This is a genomic window from Saccharibacillus kuerlensis DSM 22868 (assembly GCF_000378145.1).
In the GTDB taxonomy this organism is placed as follows: Bacteria; Bacillota; Bacilli; order Paenibacillales; family Paenibacillaceae; genus Saccharibacillus; species Saccharibacillus kuerlensis.
Map to the genome: position 1 here is coordinate 123,095 of NZ_KB899277.1, position 14,875 is coordinate 137,969.

The window sequence follows — 14,875 nt, forward strand, 5'->3', positions numbered from 1 at the left end:
GTTATGTATGGAAAAAGTTATAGCGCCTGCTTGTATGGAGTGGACGGCGTTATTGTAGAAGTTGAAGTTGATATTACGAACGGTCTGCCGCAAACCGCAATCATTGGACTGCCCGATTCAGCCATTCGTGAAGCTACCGACCGCGTCAAGGCCGCCATCAAGAACTGCGGCTTTCGCTTTCCCAATCGCCGTATTACGATCAATCTTGCGCCGGCCGATCTACGTAAGGAAGGCTCTTCACTCGATTTGGCTATTGCACTGGGCATTCTGCTGACCGACGAACAATTGGAACTTCCAAAAGGGCGCCGTTTTGTCGCAGTCGGCGAGTTATCGCTCGATGGGTCGCTTCGTCCTGTTCCAGGCGTACTGGCTATGGCCGACTGTGCTCGCCGACAAGGTTTTGACGCTATTCTGATTCCTCCTGGCAGTGCGGACGAAGCGGCATTGGTCGACGGCCTGGAGGTTTACTCGCTGCCGCATCTTCGGCTGCTTGTGCCGGAATCTCACAGACAGGAGCTTGCCTCCGGCAAAGAGAAGTGTTACCCCTTTGATGAAGCAGGCCTTCGATTCATTTCGGGTCAGCCAGGATCCGAAGTTGACCGGCATTCTTCAGACTATGAAGATTACGCAGACGTCCTGGGGCAGGAGCATGCCAAGCGAGCGTTGACCATTGCAGCAGCAGGCATGCACAATATTTTGTTGGCAGGACCGCCGGGTACAGGTAAAACGATGCTGATCAAGCGCCTGCCTGGGATTATGCCGGAGCTAGGGGAAAGCGAAGCACTGGAAACGACGAAGATTCTCAGTGCGGCAGGAAGACTACAGAATGCACGTCAAGGATTGATACGCCGCAGGCCATTTCGTTCGCCTCACCATACGATCACGCCCTCGGGTCTGGCAGGAGGCGGATCGATCCCTCGTCCCGGTGAAGTCAGCCTTGCTCATCGCGGTGTACTCTTCCTTGACGAACTGCCGGAATTTTCACGTGGTGCACTTGAAGTTCTTCGTCAGCCCCTGGAAGATCGAACGGTCACAATCAGCCGCGCCCGGGCCGCATTCACATTTCCCGCGCATTTCATGCTGGCCTGTTCCATGAATCCATGTCCGTGCGGCGGAGGGCGGGAGCAGGACGGACAATCCTCCTGCTCCTGCTCTCCGCTTGCGATTGCCCGCTACCGCAGCCGCATTTCAGGCCCTTTGCTTGACCGGATCGATATGCAGGTAGAGGTCCCGCAGCCCGCTCCAAACGAGCGGCTAAGCCCAGGAGCTTCTTCCGCTGAGCTGCGAAGTATGGTCGAAGCAGCTTCACTGCGGCAGAGGGAACGCTATCGTTCACTGTCTCTTCAGTGCAACAGCGAGTTGAGCGGCGCTCTGCTCCGCAAATATGCTGCTCCGGGCCAAGAAGCGATGATGATGCTGGAAAACGCGATCGGCGCTATGGGCTTAAGCATGCGTTCTCGCGATCGAATTTTGAAACTGGCGCTAACTATTGCGGATCTGGAAGGTTCGGACGAAATTCGGACGGAACATATTGCGGAAGCCCTGCAGTACAGACAGATGGATCGACGGATGCCGGAATAGATTTAGATACAAACTATGCCTATTTGCAGCCCGAATAAGCCTGGCGCTTGGAGCGCAGGCTTATTCGGGCTGCATCAGATCCTGTCTTTTCGGCATCTTTCTTCTTAATGAATTTCGCAAACGTCTCAAAAAGCCTCTTCAATATGATCCAGCGAGCGGATCTGAAGATTGCGATCCAGCATGACCGCGATCACGTCAAAACGAATATGCCGATCCAATAATCCGAAACGCTGCAAATAAATCTCGGCAGTTCGTCTGACTTTAATCATTTTTCGGTTATCAATCGATTCCGCCGGCAGGCCGAATCCTGTACCGCTGCGGCTGCGAACTTCCACAAACAGAATCGTTTCACCTTTGAAAGCAATCAGGTCAAGTTCCCCGCTGCGACAGCTCCAATTGCGTTCCGTAATTTCCCAACCTTTGCTCTGCAAATATAGGGCAGCCGCTTCTTCAGCAGCGCGGCCTTTATCTTTGCGTGTAGGAGCAGGGGCTTCAAATATTCTATGTACAGAAGAACCGCCTCCGGCCGCAGAGCATTCTGCAGAGTTGGAAGACGGCTGTATGATTTTATTGATCTGTCCATCCTTGGAAGACACCATCCGACGCTTCGAATCGGAGCCTTTCTTCGAAGCTGCTGTTCTGTCCGCAGAGATTCGATATTCCGACTCCTTCATTGATTCAGTCTCCTTCCTGCTTCACGATCACTTCGATAAACGAATGACAGCAGCTCGGCAACGAGACCATAAAGCTCGGCAGGAATCTGCTGATCCAGATCCAGCTTGGACAGCACTTCGACCAAAGCGGCGTCTTCTTGGATCGGGACGCCTGCTTCTTGAGCGCGATTGAGAATCGCTTCAGCAATGTTTCCACTGCCTTTCGCTACAATGGTAGGCGCAGACATCTGCTCGGGAGCATATTTCAGCGCGACCGCTCGCTTACGTATGGTCTCCTCCGGTGTACTTGCTTTCTTTTTCATATCTTCACATCAACTCCCCGGTAAGAAGGCGGAGTGTACGATAACGAAGCATTGGTGTCTGCAGCCGCTTCGGTACTGCGTACCGGCAGTGTATCGGTTCGGAGTGCCATCAGCTGATAGCCCGCAGATTCCAGCGCTGCCGCAATCTGAGCTTGGCCCGCTTCAAGTAGTGGTCCTGCCCATTCTTCGTCATTGCGGAAGTTCAAGCTGACATTACGATCCACAACCTGTACATCAATGACGGTGCGACCAAGCGCTTTCATCTCGAGATCAAACCATAGCCGGCAGTTGGAAGCATCAAGTTCCCCTTTGGGACCACGTCTTGATTCAATCTGCACGGCAGCCGTCTGACTGCCGTCCGGTCCTACAAACGGCAGAAACATTGTAACTTGTGCAAAAGGAGCGGTACGATCCGTATTAAGCAGCAGCTGCTGGCCGGTCATCTGCTGAACGGCCTGCTGCGCGGCATCCTTCAGCCCTGCCGGGAGCGAATCGGATGCGGAAAGCTGCAGCAGCAGCGATTTTAACGTTTCGCGAACTTCGGCTGCTGCCTGCTGCCCAGCAGGCAGCGGAGCTGACCGATCATCTGCCAATGATGCAGAATCGGGACGACCGCCCTCACCCTGAAGGGCTCGCAGTGCCTGGTCTGCAGCGGAGCGAACCGCCGCCGATAATCCCTCAGGCGCCTCGGTATTTGCTGCTGCCGTACCTGCCGCTTGTGCCGCAGCAGCCTGCTGCGGCTGAGCCGATGACCCTGCCTGCTGCGGTGATTGAGACTGAGCTTGAACGGTCTGAGCCGTCTGCTGCTGCGCAGCAGATGCTGCATTGGAAGTCGAAGGCGCGGTGTTCAACAATGTAGAACGCGCGGTCTGCTGCTCGTGCTCCGTCCCGAGCATCTTCAGCAGACGGCCGACCCACGGATCGGCATCGGCACCTTTGGCCTGCTGTGCAGCTTGACCGGCTGCAGCGGCAGAAGGATTCTCCGCCGTGCTCGCTGCGCCCGTGCTGCCCGCTGCTGCGGTGCGCAGCTCGCCCAGCAGCGCCTGCACCTTGCGCAGCAGTACGGCGTCCGAAGAAGCGGACGCCGAGGCGCCGGCCTGCGGAGCGGCGGTCCCCGGCGCGCCCTGCGGCGCCGGGCCTGCCGCCGGCGCTTGATTTGCGCCGGCACGGACTGCGGCTGCGGAGGCTGCGCTATCCGCAGTCCGCGCCGAACCGGACGCCTGCGGCGCGGTGTCCGGTTCGGCCGCGTTTCCGGCGCCTCCGACAGCGCCGGATGCCGCTTGAGCGGCAGGGCGGGCCTGTGCCTGCGGCCCGCCTTCCGCCGCGTCTGCGAGTACACCCGCAGACGCACCTGCCGCAAGAGCCCCGGCAGAGCTGCCGGATATAGGAGAGCCGGTATTCACGTTTCCAGCCGTTCCAGCACCGATAGGATTCCCTCCTACCCCGGCAGCAGTCTGCCCAGCAGCCATCCCCGTACCTGCGCTTCCTCCATTTTGCAGCGCTCCGTTCGCTGCAGCCGCTCCCGGCTGCACATTTCCCGGAATGCGGCCCGGTACATGAGCCTCATCTCCCGCACTATCACCAAGCTGAGCAAGCGCAGCCGCAACCTGCTGTTCCAGGTTATTCAGCAGCGCCGAGGCAGGAGGACCAAACACCGCCTGCTGCATGCCCGCTACACTTTGCGGCGTGACAGGCAGTCCCCGCTGCTGCAAAATGCCAATCGATCGTATAAACTGCTGTGCATCCACAGCTGCAGGCTTCTGTGCCAACAGATTGCGAATCTCGGCAGTCTGCTCACGAGTTACAGGAATTTCCGCCTGCTGCATCATGCGAATCATTTCCCTGTTCTGCTTATTATCCGGCAGCCCGACCTGCTTCAGCGTCTCCTCCATAGAAGCTCCTGCAGCAGCGGCTCCCGGCGGAGCTGCGACCGGCTTCATCACGATTGAACCGTCTTCCGTGGCAGGCTGAACCTGCATAAAAGCGGTCTGTCCCGTCTGCAGCGGCGTCTCAAGCTTGGCACTGACCTTCACACCCTGAATTTGAACGACCGCTTCCTTACCGTCGTCCGATACAGATTGAACAACACCTCTGACCACCTGCCCTGCACGCAGATCCAGCTGTTTTATTTCTCCAGGCTTGGATTCACCTATCATACTTTTGAACAGCGAACCGATATTCATCTCGCTCACCTCTCTTCCTTATTTGATGCTCGCCTCACTCAGGAAGCACCCACTATCCGATATATCGGAAAAAAAGCTCTGGGCAATAAGAAGAGGCAGTCAACTCGACGAACTTTTCTGCGAGAGAATCAAATGTCCTCCAATTTAGAGAGCAGCAATCTTAATGATTTCCCGCCTAATCCCCTTTAATCTTTTCCAAAACAGCGAGGCTCTGCGACTCTTGTGGCCGCGAGGACTCGGCAGCTTTACTCGATGACTTTACCAAGTATTTTATCAACCGCTTCATCTCAAATTTAACGCAGCTGCTCGTATTCCGCCTTCATTTTGACCAGAAAGCTGTGTCTGTGCATGTTGCTGATTCCAAGCTCCAGAATCCGCTCTCGATGAACAGCCGTCCCATACCCTTTATGGATCGCAATACCGTAACCGGGATAATCCCGTTCCCAGTCCCCCGTACACAACCGATCCCGCGTAACTTTTGCAATGATCGAAGCCGCTCCAATACTCTGACTAAGCGAATCGCCTTTGATAATTGCCCGCTGAGGGAGTTCCATCTGAATAGTTTCCGCATCCACCAGCAGGGCATCTGGCTGATCCGTTAATGCTTCGACAGCCATTTTCATCGCCAGACGCGACGCCTGCTTGATATTGATCCGATCGATCGTTTGCGGGTCGACCCGCCCTACACCAACAGCAATCGCTTCGCTCATAATAATATCGTACAGTTCATCGCGCTTTTTCTCCGACAGTTTTTTGGAATCGTCGATCCCTTCAAGCTTCAAGCCTGCCGGCAGAATAACCGCTGCCGCTACGACGTCGCCGAACATACAGCCGCGTCCGACTTCATCGACACCGGCAATTTTTTCAAACCCTTCCGACCACAATTCTTTCTCCAGCAGAAGACGGTCGATGTCTACCTTTTCTTTTTTGGACTTGATCCCCGTTTCAACACTTTTTTTCGTTCTTGGCATTTCATTCTCTCCTAATTTTCCCGTCTATTTCTTTCTAGTTTAACCGATTTCCAACTCTTTTTTGTGTAATGGATATAAAAAGGACCGCCGAAGCCCGTGTATCAACCGGAGGACATGTTCGTTGAACGAACATCCGTCATCAATCGGTCTACACACTTTTTCGGCGATCCTACACCGCGCTGCCTGCACGGTTTATTGTTTCGATCGATATTGAATTTACATTATGCAGCTTGCCCGCTTATGCATTTTAGAACGGTTCTTCAAGCGAGAATCGGCCCATTTTCCCTGCACGAAGTTCACGCAGGAACAGAATGGAAGCTTTTTGGAGATCCACGCGTCCGCCGCTCATGAGACAGCCGCGCTTGCGTCCGATCTCTTCCATAATACGTACAATTTCATCCGCATCGTCAAAAGCGGTCGGGCGTTCTCCCAGCGAATAACGTTCCGACAAACGAGCCCAGTAATGTTCGGCGCAGTATTTGACTGCAAAGAAAGTGACTTCTTCGACATTCAATACGTCTTCCTTAATTGCACCGGTAACGGCCAGCTTCATGCCTACGTTCTGATCTTCAAACTTCGGCCACAGAATACCTGGTGTATCGAGCAGTTCCATTTCTTTGCCGACTTTGATCCACTGCTGGCCCTTCGTCACGCCCGGACGATCCCCGGTTTCGGCAATACTTTTGCCTGCGAGACGGTTGATCAGCGTAGATTTGCCGACATTGGGAATGCCGACGATCAACGCCCGAATCGCCCGTGGATTCATTCCTTTGGCGATCTGACGATCAATTTTTTCCTGCAGCAGCATTTTCGCCTGCACGGATATATCCTTGACTCCCCGTCCGCCCGGTGTATCGGTCTCGACAGCGATATGGCCTTCCTCGCGGAAGTATTCGATCCACTTTTTTGTAACTTCAGGATCTGCCAAATCCGACTTGTTGAGCAAAATCAAACGCGGCTTGTCTTTCAAAATATCACTGATCATCGGGTTGCGGCTGGACAGCGGCAGACGAGCATCAAGCAGCTCGATCGCCAAGTCGATCAGACTCAGCTTTGCCTCGATCTGTCTCCGCGCTCTCGTCATATGACCGGGAAACCATTGAATTGTCATAACGGTGTTTCACCTCTCTCGGCGGCCAGATGCGTTCATTCGCGCTCCGGCCGATCATGCTTGCATTTGCCGTATCGAACGGCAATTAATGATTGACGATATGAATGTCGCTGAACGGCCAGAAGACCAGATCGGCGCGGCCGGTAATATCGCTGTAAGGAACGTAACCGATCATCCGACTGTCTTTGCTGTTCGGCCGATTGTCTCCCATTGCGAATACATGGCCTTCAGGAACGGTTCCGTCGGGAAAGTCTGGGTTCGGGAAGTTCGTATTGTTGTTATACGTTCCTCCGTCCGCTTTCGCAGCGTCGATCATATCCTGAATATAAGGTTCGCTAATAACCTCGCCATTGACGGTCACTACGTCGCCTTCAACTTTGACAGTGTCGCCAGGCAGTGCGATTACGCGTTTGATAAACTCCTTGTTATCTTCGGAAGGCACTTTAAAAACGATGACCTCGCCTTTTTTCGGTGGACGGATATCGTAGAGGATCTTATTGACAATCACGCGCTCGCTATTATGAAAATTCGGTTCCATTGAGGTCCCGTCGACCATATAAGGTGCGAACAGCAGCCAGCGGATTACAAAAACCAGTACCAACGCAATCACGATTGCTTTAATCCACTCGAACACTTCGCTTTTCACTTTGTTTTGCGGATTGTTAGGCGCGTTTTCCGATGCCGCCGCGGATTGGTTCACGTTTTCTTCCATACCTTGCCCTCTCCTTACATGGATGTTCAAACATCAGCATTTTGCAAAAACGTCCGAGTGCGAAATTCCGAGTGCGGCCGTCCGGTTTTGAGAAATGCTCATATTTATGAGTCCCATCCTTAATTTTGAGAATAAAACGAAAGGAGCTTGTTTCCAAGCTCCCCATTTTTCGCCCATCAATCTTTCCCATAAGGGAAGATTAACGACGAATTTCTTTAATTCTTGCTGCTTTACCGCGCAGTTCACGCAGGTAGTACAGTTTCGCGCGACGTACTTTACCGTAACGCACGACTTCGATTTTGTCGATTTTAGGCGAGTTCAGCGGGAAAGTTCTTTCCACACCCACGCCGTAAGAGATCTTACGAACTGTGAATGTTTCGGCGATACCGCCACCTTTGCGCTTGATTACGACGCCTTCGAACAACTGGATACGCTCGCGAGTTCCCTCGATAACCTTAACGTGCACTTTCAAAGTGTCGCCAGGACGGAAGCTCGGGATATCTGTGCGCAGTTGTTCTTGAGTCAGAGCTTGAATCAAATTCATGTTATTTCCTCCTTCCACACATGCGTTCATACGTCTTCTTCGGAAACCTTTTTCCGCCTCATCATTCGCAGAGGACCGCAAGATTACACAACGGATTGATTTTACCATGAATCCATGCAAAAAGGCAATACTTACACATAAAAAACTTCGGACCCCGTCCTCATGTATAGTCGATTTCCAAAAGTTTATCGGAAAGAAGGCTCACCATTTCGAAGAACCGGACGAACGTCCTCCTCCGCCTCCTTTGCCCCATGAAGAAGAACCGCTTGACCGGCCGCCTCCCCAGCTTGATCCGCCGGATGAACGGCCTCCGCCAGGTCCGCCGAAGCCGCCTCCGAAACCACCCCCGAAGCCGCCTCCTCCTCGGGTATTGTTTGCCCTCTGGACAGCTCGCCGGTAATCCCGCTCCATCTCTTCGAGAACCTGCCGTCCGTAAGCGGCTTGAGCCAACGCATCTTCGAAATGTCCGGATGAAATCAACCGCCGAGCTTCCGCTTCAAATTCATTATAACGTCCAGTGTAGCGGCGCGTCTGCAGATGACGTCGATACATCTGCTCTCGGCTGAAAAAGTCGCTGCTCAATTGTTCCAATTGACGCACAGCTTCGCTGCGCCGCTCCTGAAGATCGCGAATATGCTGCGCGAAGTCCGACGCCTTCCGTTCATAAGCTGCCAGCAGCGGCTCTGCACGCAGCAGATCGATCGGCTCGCTGCGCAGCGCCGATTCGACCGCTTCGCCTTCCCTCTCCGACGAGTCCAATACACGGTCATATTCCGCCATGCGCACACCAAGACCCCTATACGTTCCGCCCGCTTGGTGAAATACGCTGCGCGCTCCTTCAAACCGCTGCTGAGCCGCTCTCTGCTGCGCATCCAGTACACGGGCATAGTCCAGCGCCTCCGACATCAGCTCCCGCGAGCGAACTGCAAGTTCGTCCGTTCGATCTGCCTTTTCACGTGCGGCCTTATAATACTGCACCTGAGGATTCAACGCCGAGCGGATCTCCGGCAGCAGTCGGCGAATTTCGCTGTCGGCACGTTCGATCTCTTCTTGGCGTTCTCGCTGCGCTCCAAGATGAGATTCGGCATAGCGTCCGCGCAGCTGAGTCAACTCCTGTTCATAACGCGGCTTAAACTCTTCAATTTCGCGCAGCAGCGTTTCGGCGTTGCGCAGTGACTCTGCCGATGATGTTCGACTGTCGATTCGGCGGCGAACGATATCTTTCGCTTCATCGATTCTTGCGCCAATCCCCGCCGAACATTCCTTCGCCGCCGGTACATCGCCTGCACGAATAAGAGCTTCCAGACGCTGCGTTTCTCCGCCTGCTTCGCTCAGTACCCGAAACGGATCTTCCTCGCTCAGCAGCAGACCTTCCCGCTGCACAACCGGACGCAGTTCCTGCTCCATCCGTACAATTTTCCCCGGCCACTCTGCCGCTTCTTCGGCCAATTTGCCCATCCATTGAACATTTTCAGAAAGTTCTGTCAATTGAGCAAAAGCCTGCTCCGCCGGTGCGGCAGCCTGCATAACGTCAAAATTGTCGAGACTGTCCGCCCGCTCCAGCAGTGCAGCGGCGTTATCATAGCTTCTCTGCATGGTCTCAAGCGGGTATCCGGTATCCGAGCGCAGCTTTTCCAGCGCTTGACGGGTTTCCTCCGCCAGCTCTTTACCTTCCTTCACCCGACGACGAACTTCAGCAAAGCTTGCGGAAACTTCCTCAAAACGAATATTCAGCGCTTCAACCCGCTCGGACCAACTCTGTGTTTCCCGGGTTAATGTATCCAACTTCCTGCGCTGTGAACCTGAAGCGAAAGTTCCGGGATGGAATGCTTCCAGGCGCGACGCCAGCTCCCCGCCAGCTTGATGCAGCTCTACCGCTTCACGACTGATACTTTCCGCTTCTTTAAGCGTTTCTCCCTGCACAAAGCCCATCTCCACCTCGCGGAACAGCTCCGATACCATAATTCCATCTACAAGAGCTGCTGTTTCTTTTTGGCGATTCCGCAGCTCCTCCGCCCGTTTTTTCACTCTTGAACCGGAGCGGAACATGCTGAACAGCACATAGGCCGCGATAGCGAGTACGCCAAGCGCAAGAACTGCATAGAGCCAAGTGTTGCTGGAGAACAGACCGCTCGAAGACGAAGCTCCTATTCCGCCTGTACTCCCTGCTCCTCCTATACCGTTGACATATTCGCCGACAGCAAGTGCTCCTGCAGCCGGGCCGTCATTTCCCGCCACTGGAACAAAAGCGCGGTCGATAATTCGCTGCGCACTGCCGAGAGACTGATTGTTTAATTCGAGGTAGACACTATTGGGATCGGTCACAATCAGCAGCAGCAGCTCGTTTCTTCCCAAATTCCAGTCCCTGTAAGTCTGCTGAGACAGTCTTGCCGCTTCTCTGTCGCTCAAGCCGCTTTCGGTCAATACATAGACGGTATACGGTCCTTCCGCAAGCTTCTGCTCCAGCTGTTCAATCTGACGCTGTGTGAACAGCCCGGCCTCATCCGTCACAATTCCGCCCTTTTGCGGAGCTGCTGCCTGCACCGGCAGAGCCAGCATCAGCAGAAGCGTCAGCGCAATCAGCGAGAGCAGCATGTTCTTCGATTTAGCTTTTCGCATTATTCAGTCCTCCGTTTCCATTTCCTATACCGGTACGCCGCTCGATGTTCTTTTTTGTGTATCATTCTACCGCCTCCGGCTCTTCCGTATAGTTTACCATTTCCTCCAAAAAAACAACAAAGATCTATTCGATAATCACTACCTTCTATTATTCAGTAGCTAGTGATATGATGTTCCCGAAGAGTTTGAAGGAGGCCCCTGCATATGAACGTAAATACTCAATTTAAAAAAGGCGTGCTTGAACTCTGCGTACTTGTTCTGATTGGACGCAAAGACCGGCACGGGCGACTTCGGTAAATTAACTGCCGATCGCTTGTCTATTGAGCTCAGTTCCGGCGACATCAACATTAGCCAATCCTAATAAAGGCCCCGAACGTTTCGCTTCAGCGAAACGTTCGGGGCCTTCCCATGAAATTAAAGCTGAAATTACAGCCTATGCGCAAACTGTGAGTCGATTTCATCTTCAGCGCTTAAACATTTCAGATGGAATCGAATATCAAATATCTCGCTGCTGCTCTTCCCGCTTCAATTCTTCCAACCATTTCAAATCCTGCTTGCTCAGTTCCATTGCATCCAACAGATCCGGACGACGCTGCAGCGTACGGCGCAGCGATTCTCTCCGTCGCCACGACTCGATGTTGGCATGATGTCCCGACATGAGAACCTCCGGCACTTTCATTCCCCGAAACTCCACAGGACGAGTATAATGCGGGTATTCCAACAGTCCGGTACTGAACGAATCCGTTACCGCACTGTTCTCATTCCCCAACACGCCGGGCAGCAGCCGGACCGTACTGTCGATCATGACCATCGCCGGCAGCTCTCCGCCTGTCAATACATAGTCCCCAATCGAAATTTCGTCCGTCACCAATCCTGTACGAATGCGTTCGTCGTAACCCTCATAATGACCGCAGATAAAGATCAGATGATCTTCCGCCGCAAACTCCTCCGCTTTCCGCTGCGTAAACGTCTCACCTTGTGGGCAGAGCAGTACAATACGTGGACGGGAAGGGCTGCTGTCGGCCATGACTTCCAACTCGCTTGCAGGAAGTCCGCTCTGTTCCGCACACAGTGAATCGTCTTTTCCCAAAACGGATTCGGCAGCCAGCTTTGCCAGCACTTCCTGTTCCGTTTCTACAATACGATTTCCCTCACGGTGCATATATTCGCCGTTTTCCTGCTCTCGGCGCTGCAGCAGATCCTCGACTGCGGCAAAGATCGGCTCGGGCTTAAGTACCATCCCTCCGCCTCCGCCGTATGGCGTATCGTCAACCTGCCCGTGCTTGTTGGTGGAATACTGCCGGAAATTGACTGCAGACAGCTGTACAATACCTTTGTCTCTCGCTTTGCCGAGAATGCTGGCGCCGAACACACCCTCGAACATTTCCGGAAACAAAGTCAGCACGTCAATCCGCATCAGTCTAACAGTCCTTCCATAACTTCGATGCGCACCGTTTTTTCGGTCACATTGACGTCTTTGACGATATCTTCAATAAACGGAATCAGCACGTCTTTGCCGCCTTTACGTTTCACTACCCATACATCATTGGCACCCGGCGTTAAAATATCCGTAATCGTACCCAATTCTTCGCCTTCTACAGTGAATACTTTACAGCCGATAATTTCGTGGAAATAGAATGCATTCTCTTCCGCTTCTACCGCTTCTTCCTTTGGTACCTTTACATCCCAACCTTTATATTTCTCTACCTGATTGATGTTGTCGTACCCTTCCAATTTCACCACATACACGTTTTTCTGCTCGCGTGAGGAAATAATTTTCACTTTCAAAGTCGATCCGTCCTCCGGCGAAATCATCAGAAGCTCTTTACCTTTGGCGAAGCGGATCTCCGGAAAGTCGGTAAACGGGAAAATTTTCAGTTCTCCCTTTATTCCGTGCGTATTCGCTATTTTGCCTACACTCAAAAATTCAGGTTCCATACTCATATTCGCATCTTGTCCTTTCGTTCTTATCATTAGCTGTTTATTGTAATCTATATTTACAGAAAGCTGCTCCTGCTGAAGTCTTGACCATGTACGAAAAGGGGCTAGGAAAATAATCTCCTAACCCCTTTTCGTATATTTTTAAGACCGGAAATTATCGGTACGTTGAGCATGTCAACGATTAGAAGACTTATTCAACGCACGAAACTTCCCTTTAAGACTGGATATCCACGGTAACCCGCTTGTCCAGTTTGACCGCTGCCGACGTCACGACCGTACGCAGTGCCTTGGCGATACGCCCCTGCTTCCCAATGATCTTACCTACATCTTCAGGATGCACAGTTAGTTCGTATACGACCAAGGACTCTTTCTCTACGGTACGGACCTTGACGTCTTCCGGATGATCGACCAGAGCTTTTGCGATAACCGCTACTAACTGTTCCATGTCAACCCCTCCGAGTCACTGTCTTATTTTTGCAGTTTAGCTTCATGGAATTTCTTCATGATGCCAGCTTTGCTCAGCAAGTTGCGAACAGTATCGGACGCTTGCGCGCCAGTTTGCAGCCAAGCCAGAGCTTTTTCTTCGTTGATGCTTACTACTTGCGGTTCAGCGACCGGGTTGTAGTAACCAATCTCTTCGATAAAGCGTCCATCACGCGGGGAACGGGAGTCCGATACCACGATACGATAGAAAGGCGCTTTATGCGCACCCATGCGCTTCAGACGAATACGAGTTGCCACGAAAATCACCTCCTTCAAGAAATAAACGACTTCAGATATCTGCAGTCTTTATAAAAATGTTCCTTCTCCGCTTAACGGAACGGGAACTTCATTCCCTTGCTCATTTTTTGCATTTGCTTCATCGCTTTGTTCTTGCCGCCCTTAGGATCCATCATCCCGGAGAGCTGCTTCATCATCTTCTTCATCTCATCAAATTGCTTGATCAGACGATTGACTTCGGCAAGCGAAGTACCGCTTCCTGCGGCAATCCGCTTGCGTCGGCTGTAGTTGATGATGTCCGGCGACTGCTTTTCCACGCTCGTCATCGAGTGCACGATCGCTTCGATTCGACCGACCTGCTTGTCGTCAACCTTCATGTCGGTCTTCTGTTTCATCTTGTTCATGCCCGGGATCATATCCATGATCTGATCGAGCGGTCCAAGCTGCTTGACTTGTTCCATCTGCTCCAAGAAGTCGTCAAAGGTGAATTCCGCGTTGCGCATTTTGCGCTCCATTTCCTTCGCCTTGTTCTCGTCGATGCCGGCCTGCGCCTTCTCGATTAACGAGAGCATATCGCCCATGCCGAGAATTCGCGACGCCATCCGCTCCGGATGGAACGGCTCCAGCGCATCCAGTTTCTCGCCGAGCGAGATAAACTTGATTGGACAGCCGGTAACGGCTTTGACCGACAGTGCCGCACCGCCACGAGTATCCCCGTCCAGCTTGGTCAGCACAACGCCGGTCAGCGAAAGCTGCTCGTTAAAGCTCTGAGCGACGTTGACAGCGTCTTGACCGGTCATGGCATCTACGACCAGCAGTACTTCATCCGGCTTCGTTTCCGAATGAATCTGCTTCAGCTCATCCATCAGCTGCTCGTCGATGTGCAGACGGCCTGCGGTATCGATAATCACGTAATCGTGACCCTTGTCCTTCGCCATCTGCAGACCTTGGCGCGCAATCTCCACCGGACTCACCTGATCGCCAAGCGAGAATACCGGAACGTTCAACTGCTCGCCAAGAACCTGGAGCTGCTTGATTGCTGCCGGACGATAAATGTCGCCTGCAATCAGCAGTGGGCGGCTGCCCTGCTTCTGCAGCATCTTGGCCAGTTTGCCGGTGGTGGTCGTTTTACCCGCACCCTGCAGACCCGCCATCATCACTACGGTAGGCGGTCGAGTATTTTTGTTCAGCTTCGACTGCGTACCGCCCATCAGGTCGGTCAATTCTTTGTTAACGATATCGATGATGACCATGCCCGGCGTGAAGCTTTCGGTCACTTCCTTGCCCAGTGCCTTCTCCTTCACCTTGCCGATAAAGTCTTTCACGACTTTGAAGTTGACGTCTGCTTCAAGCAGAGCCAACCGCACCTCGCGCATCGCGTCGTTTACATCCTCTTCGGATACTTTCCCTTTGCCCCGCAGTTTGCCGAATACATTCTGCAGGCGGGTAGTCAATCCTTCAAATGCCATATGTTCACCCCCGTTCCGCTTCTATTCTCTACCATTATATATCGAACG

General features: G+C 53.0%; 14 protein-coding genes and 1 pseudogene. 2 read left to right on the plus strand and 13 right to left on the minus strand.

Annotated elements, in window-relative coordinates:
* Positions 1-3: 3 nt before the first annotated feature.
* On the plus strand, positions 4-1,581 hold the full coding sequence (locus F456_RS0100570; RefSeq protein WP_018975048.1) for a YifB family Mg chelatase-like AAA ATPase: 1,578 nt from the start codon (positions 4-6) through the stop codon (positions 1,579-1,581).
* A 125-nt stretch (positions 1,582-1,706) separates the two neighbouring features.
* Here F456_RS0100570 and F456_RS0100575 read toward each other — a convergent pair whose 3' ends face one another.
* From F456_RS0100575 to F456_RS0100610, 8 genes are all read right to left on the minus strand, one after another.
* Positions 1,707-2,255, minus strand: a complete 549-nt coding sequence (locus F456_RS0100575) for a YraN family protein (RefSeq protein WP_018975049.1) — start codon at positions 2,253-2,255, stop codon at positions 1,707-1,709.
* Positions 2,252-2,557: an EscU/YscU/HrcU family type III secretion system export apparatus switch protein gene (locus F456_RS0100580; protein WP_018975050.1), complete on the minus strand. Its 306-nt coding sequence runs from the start codon at positions 2,555-2,557 to the stop codon at positions 2,252-2,254. The genes F456_RS0100575 and F456_RS0100580 overlap by 4 nt, the downstream gene beginning before the upstream one ends.
* Positions 2,554-4,740 carry a hypothetical protein gene (locus tag F456_RS0100585; RefSeq protein ID WP_018975051.1) on the minus strand — a complete coding sequence of 729 codons (2,187 nt, stop codon included), beginning with the start codon at positions 4,738-4,740 and terminating at the stop codon, positions 2,554-2,556. The genes F456_RS0100580 and F456_RS0100585 overlap by 4 nt, the downstream gene beginning before the upstream one ends.
* 293 nt (positions 4,741-5,033) lie before the next feature.
* Positions 5,034-5,711: a ribonuclease HII gene (locus F456_RS21490; protein WP_018975052.1), complete on the minus strand. Its 678-nt coding sequence runs from the start codon at positions 5,709-5,711 to the stop codon at positions 5,034-5,036.
* Between the two features lie 247 nt (positions 5,712-5,958).
* Positions 5,959-6,822, minus strand: a complete 864-nt coding sequence (gene ylqF / locus F456_RS0100595) for a ribosome biogenesis GTPase YlqF (RefSeq protein ID WP_018975053.1) — start codon at positions 6,820-6,822, stop codon at positions 5,959-5,961.
* 85 nt (positions 6,823-6,907) lie between these two features.
* Positions 6,908-7,534, minus strand: a complete 627-nt coding sequence (gene lepB, locus F456_RS0100600) for a signal peptidase I (protein ID WP_018975054.1) — start codon at positions 7,532-7,534, stop codon at positions 6,908-6,910.
* Positions 7,535-7,733: 199 nt separating this feature from the next.
* Positions 7,734-8,078: a 50S ribosomal protein L19 gene (gene rplS, locus F456_RS0100605; RefSeq protein ID WP_018975055.1), complete on the minus strand. Its 345-nt coding sequence runs from the start codon at positions 8,076-8,078 to the stop codon at positions 7,734-7,736.
* Between the two features lie 201 nt (positions 8,079-8,279).
* Positions 8,280-10,697, minus strand: coding sequence for a TPM domain-containing protein (locus tag F456_RS0100610; RefSeq protein ID WP_018975056.1), 2,418 nt, complete (start codon positions 10,695-10,697; stop codon positions 8,280-8,282).
* 204 nt (positions 10,698-10,901) lie between these two features.
* On the opposite strand from F456_RS0100610, the pseudogene F456_RS23890 reads away from it, so the two are divergent.
* Positions 10,902-10,982, plus strand: a pseudogene (locus F456_RS23890) (PadR family transcriptional regulator); the annotation flags it as partial.
* A 211-nt stretch (positions 10,983-11,193) separates the two neighbouring features.
* Here F456_RS23890 and trmD read toward each other — a convergent pair.
* The 5 genes from trmD to ffh form a co-directional block, all read right to left on the minus strand.
* On the minus strand, positions 11,194-12,114 hold the full coding sequence (gene trmD / locus F456_RS0100620; RefSeq protein WP_018975058.1) for a tRNA (guanosine(37)-N1)-methyltransferase TrmD: 921 nt from the start codon (positions 12,112-12,114) through the stop codon (positions 11,194-11,196).
* Positions 12,114-12,635, minus strand: a complete 522-nt coding sequence (gene rimM / locus F456_RS0100625) for a ribosome maturation factor RimM (RefSeq protein WP_018975059.1) — start codon at positions 12,633-12,635, stop codon at positions 12,114-12,116. The genes trmD and rimM overlap by 1 nt, the downstream gene beginning before the upstream one ends.
* 217 nt (positions 12,636-12,852) lie before the next feature.
* Positions 12,853-13,083 carry a KH domain-containing protein gene (locus F456_RS0100630; RefSeq protein ID WP_018975060.1) on the minus strand — a complete coding sequence of 77 codons (231 nt, stop codon included), beginning with the start codon at positions 13,081-13,083 and terminating at the stop codon, positions 12,853-12,855.
* 23 nt (positions 13,084-13,106) lie between these two features.
* The gene (rpsP, locus tag F456_RS0100635) at positions 13,107-13,379 is read right to left on the minus strand and encodes a 30S ribosomal protein S16 (protein WP_018975061.1); all 273 of its coding nucleotides are present in this window, start codon (positions 13,377-13,379) and stop codon (positions 13,107-13,109) included.
* Between the two features lie 71 nt (positions 13,380-13,450).
* Positions 13,451-14,827, minus strand: coding sequence for a signal recognition particle protein (gene ffh / locus F456_RS0100640; RefSeq protein WP_018975062.1), 1,377 nt, complete (start codon positions 14,825-14,827; stop codon positions 13,451-13,453).
* Between the last annotated feature and the right edge of the window lie 48 nt (positions 14,828-14,875).

What these genes read in the sequence shown, in the direction of transcription:
- F456_RS0100570 (WP_018975048.1), top strand. Translation starts at nt 4, where the DNA reads ATGTATGGAAAAAGTTATAGCGCCTGCTTGTATGGAGTGGACGGCGTT.
- F456_RS0100575 (WP_018975049.1), bottom strand. Translation starts at nt 2,255, where the DNA reads ATGAAGGAGTCGGAATATCGAATCTCTGCGGACAGAACAGCAGCTTCG.
- F456_RS0100580 (WP_018975050.1), bottom strand. Translation starts at nt 2,557, where the DNA reads ATGAAAAAGAAAGCAAGTACACCGGAGGAGACCATACGTAAGCGAGCG.
- F456_RS0100585 (WP_018975051.1), bottom strand. Translation starts at nt 4,740, where the DNA reads ATGAATATCGGTTCGCTGTTCAAAAGTATGATAGGTGAATCCAAGCCT.
- F456_RS21490 (WP_018975052.1), bottom strand. Translation starts at nt 5,711, where the DNA reads ATGCCAAGAACGAAAAAAAGTGTTGAAACGGGGATCAAGTCCAAAAAA.
- ylqF (WP_018975053.1), bottom strand. Translation starts at nt 6,822, where the DNA reads ATGACAATTCAATGGTTTCCCGGTCATATGACGAGAGCGCGGAGACAG.
- lepB (WP_018975054.1), bottom strand. Translation starts at nt 7,534, where the DNA reads ATGGAAGAAAACGTGAACCAATCCGCGGCGGCATCGGAAAACGCGCCT.
- rplS (WP_018975055.1), bottom strand. Translation starts at nt 8,078, where the DNA reads ATGAATTTGATTCAAGCTCTGACTCAAGAACAACTGCGCACAGATATC.
- F456_RS0100610 (WP_018975056.1), bottom strand. Translation starts at nt 10,697, where the DNA reads ATGCGAAAAGCTAAATCGAAGAACATGCTGCTCTCGCTGATTGCGCTG.
- trmD (WP_018975058.1), bottom strand. Translation starts at nt 12,114, where the DNA reads ATGCGGATTGACGTGCTGACTTTGTTTCCGGAAATGTTCGAGGGTGTG.
- rimM (WP_018975059.1), bottom strand. Translation starts at nt 12,635, where the DNA reads ATGGAACCTGAATTTTTGAGTGTAGGCAAAATAGCGAATACGCACGGA.
- F456_RS0100630 (WP_018975060.1), bottom strand. Translation starts at nt 13,083, where the DNA reads ATGGAACAGTTAGTAGCGGTTATCGCAAAAGCTCTGGTCGATCATCCG.
- ffh (WP_018975062.1), bottom strand. Translation starts at nt 14,827, where the DNA reads ATGGCATTTGAAGGATTGACTACCCGCCTGCAGAATGTATTCGGCAAA.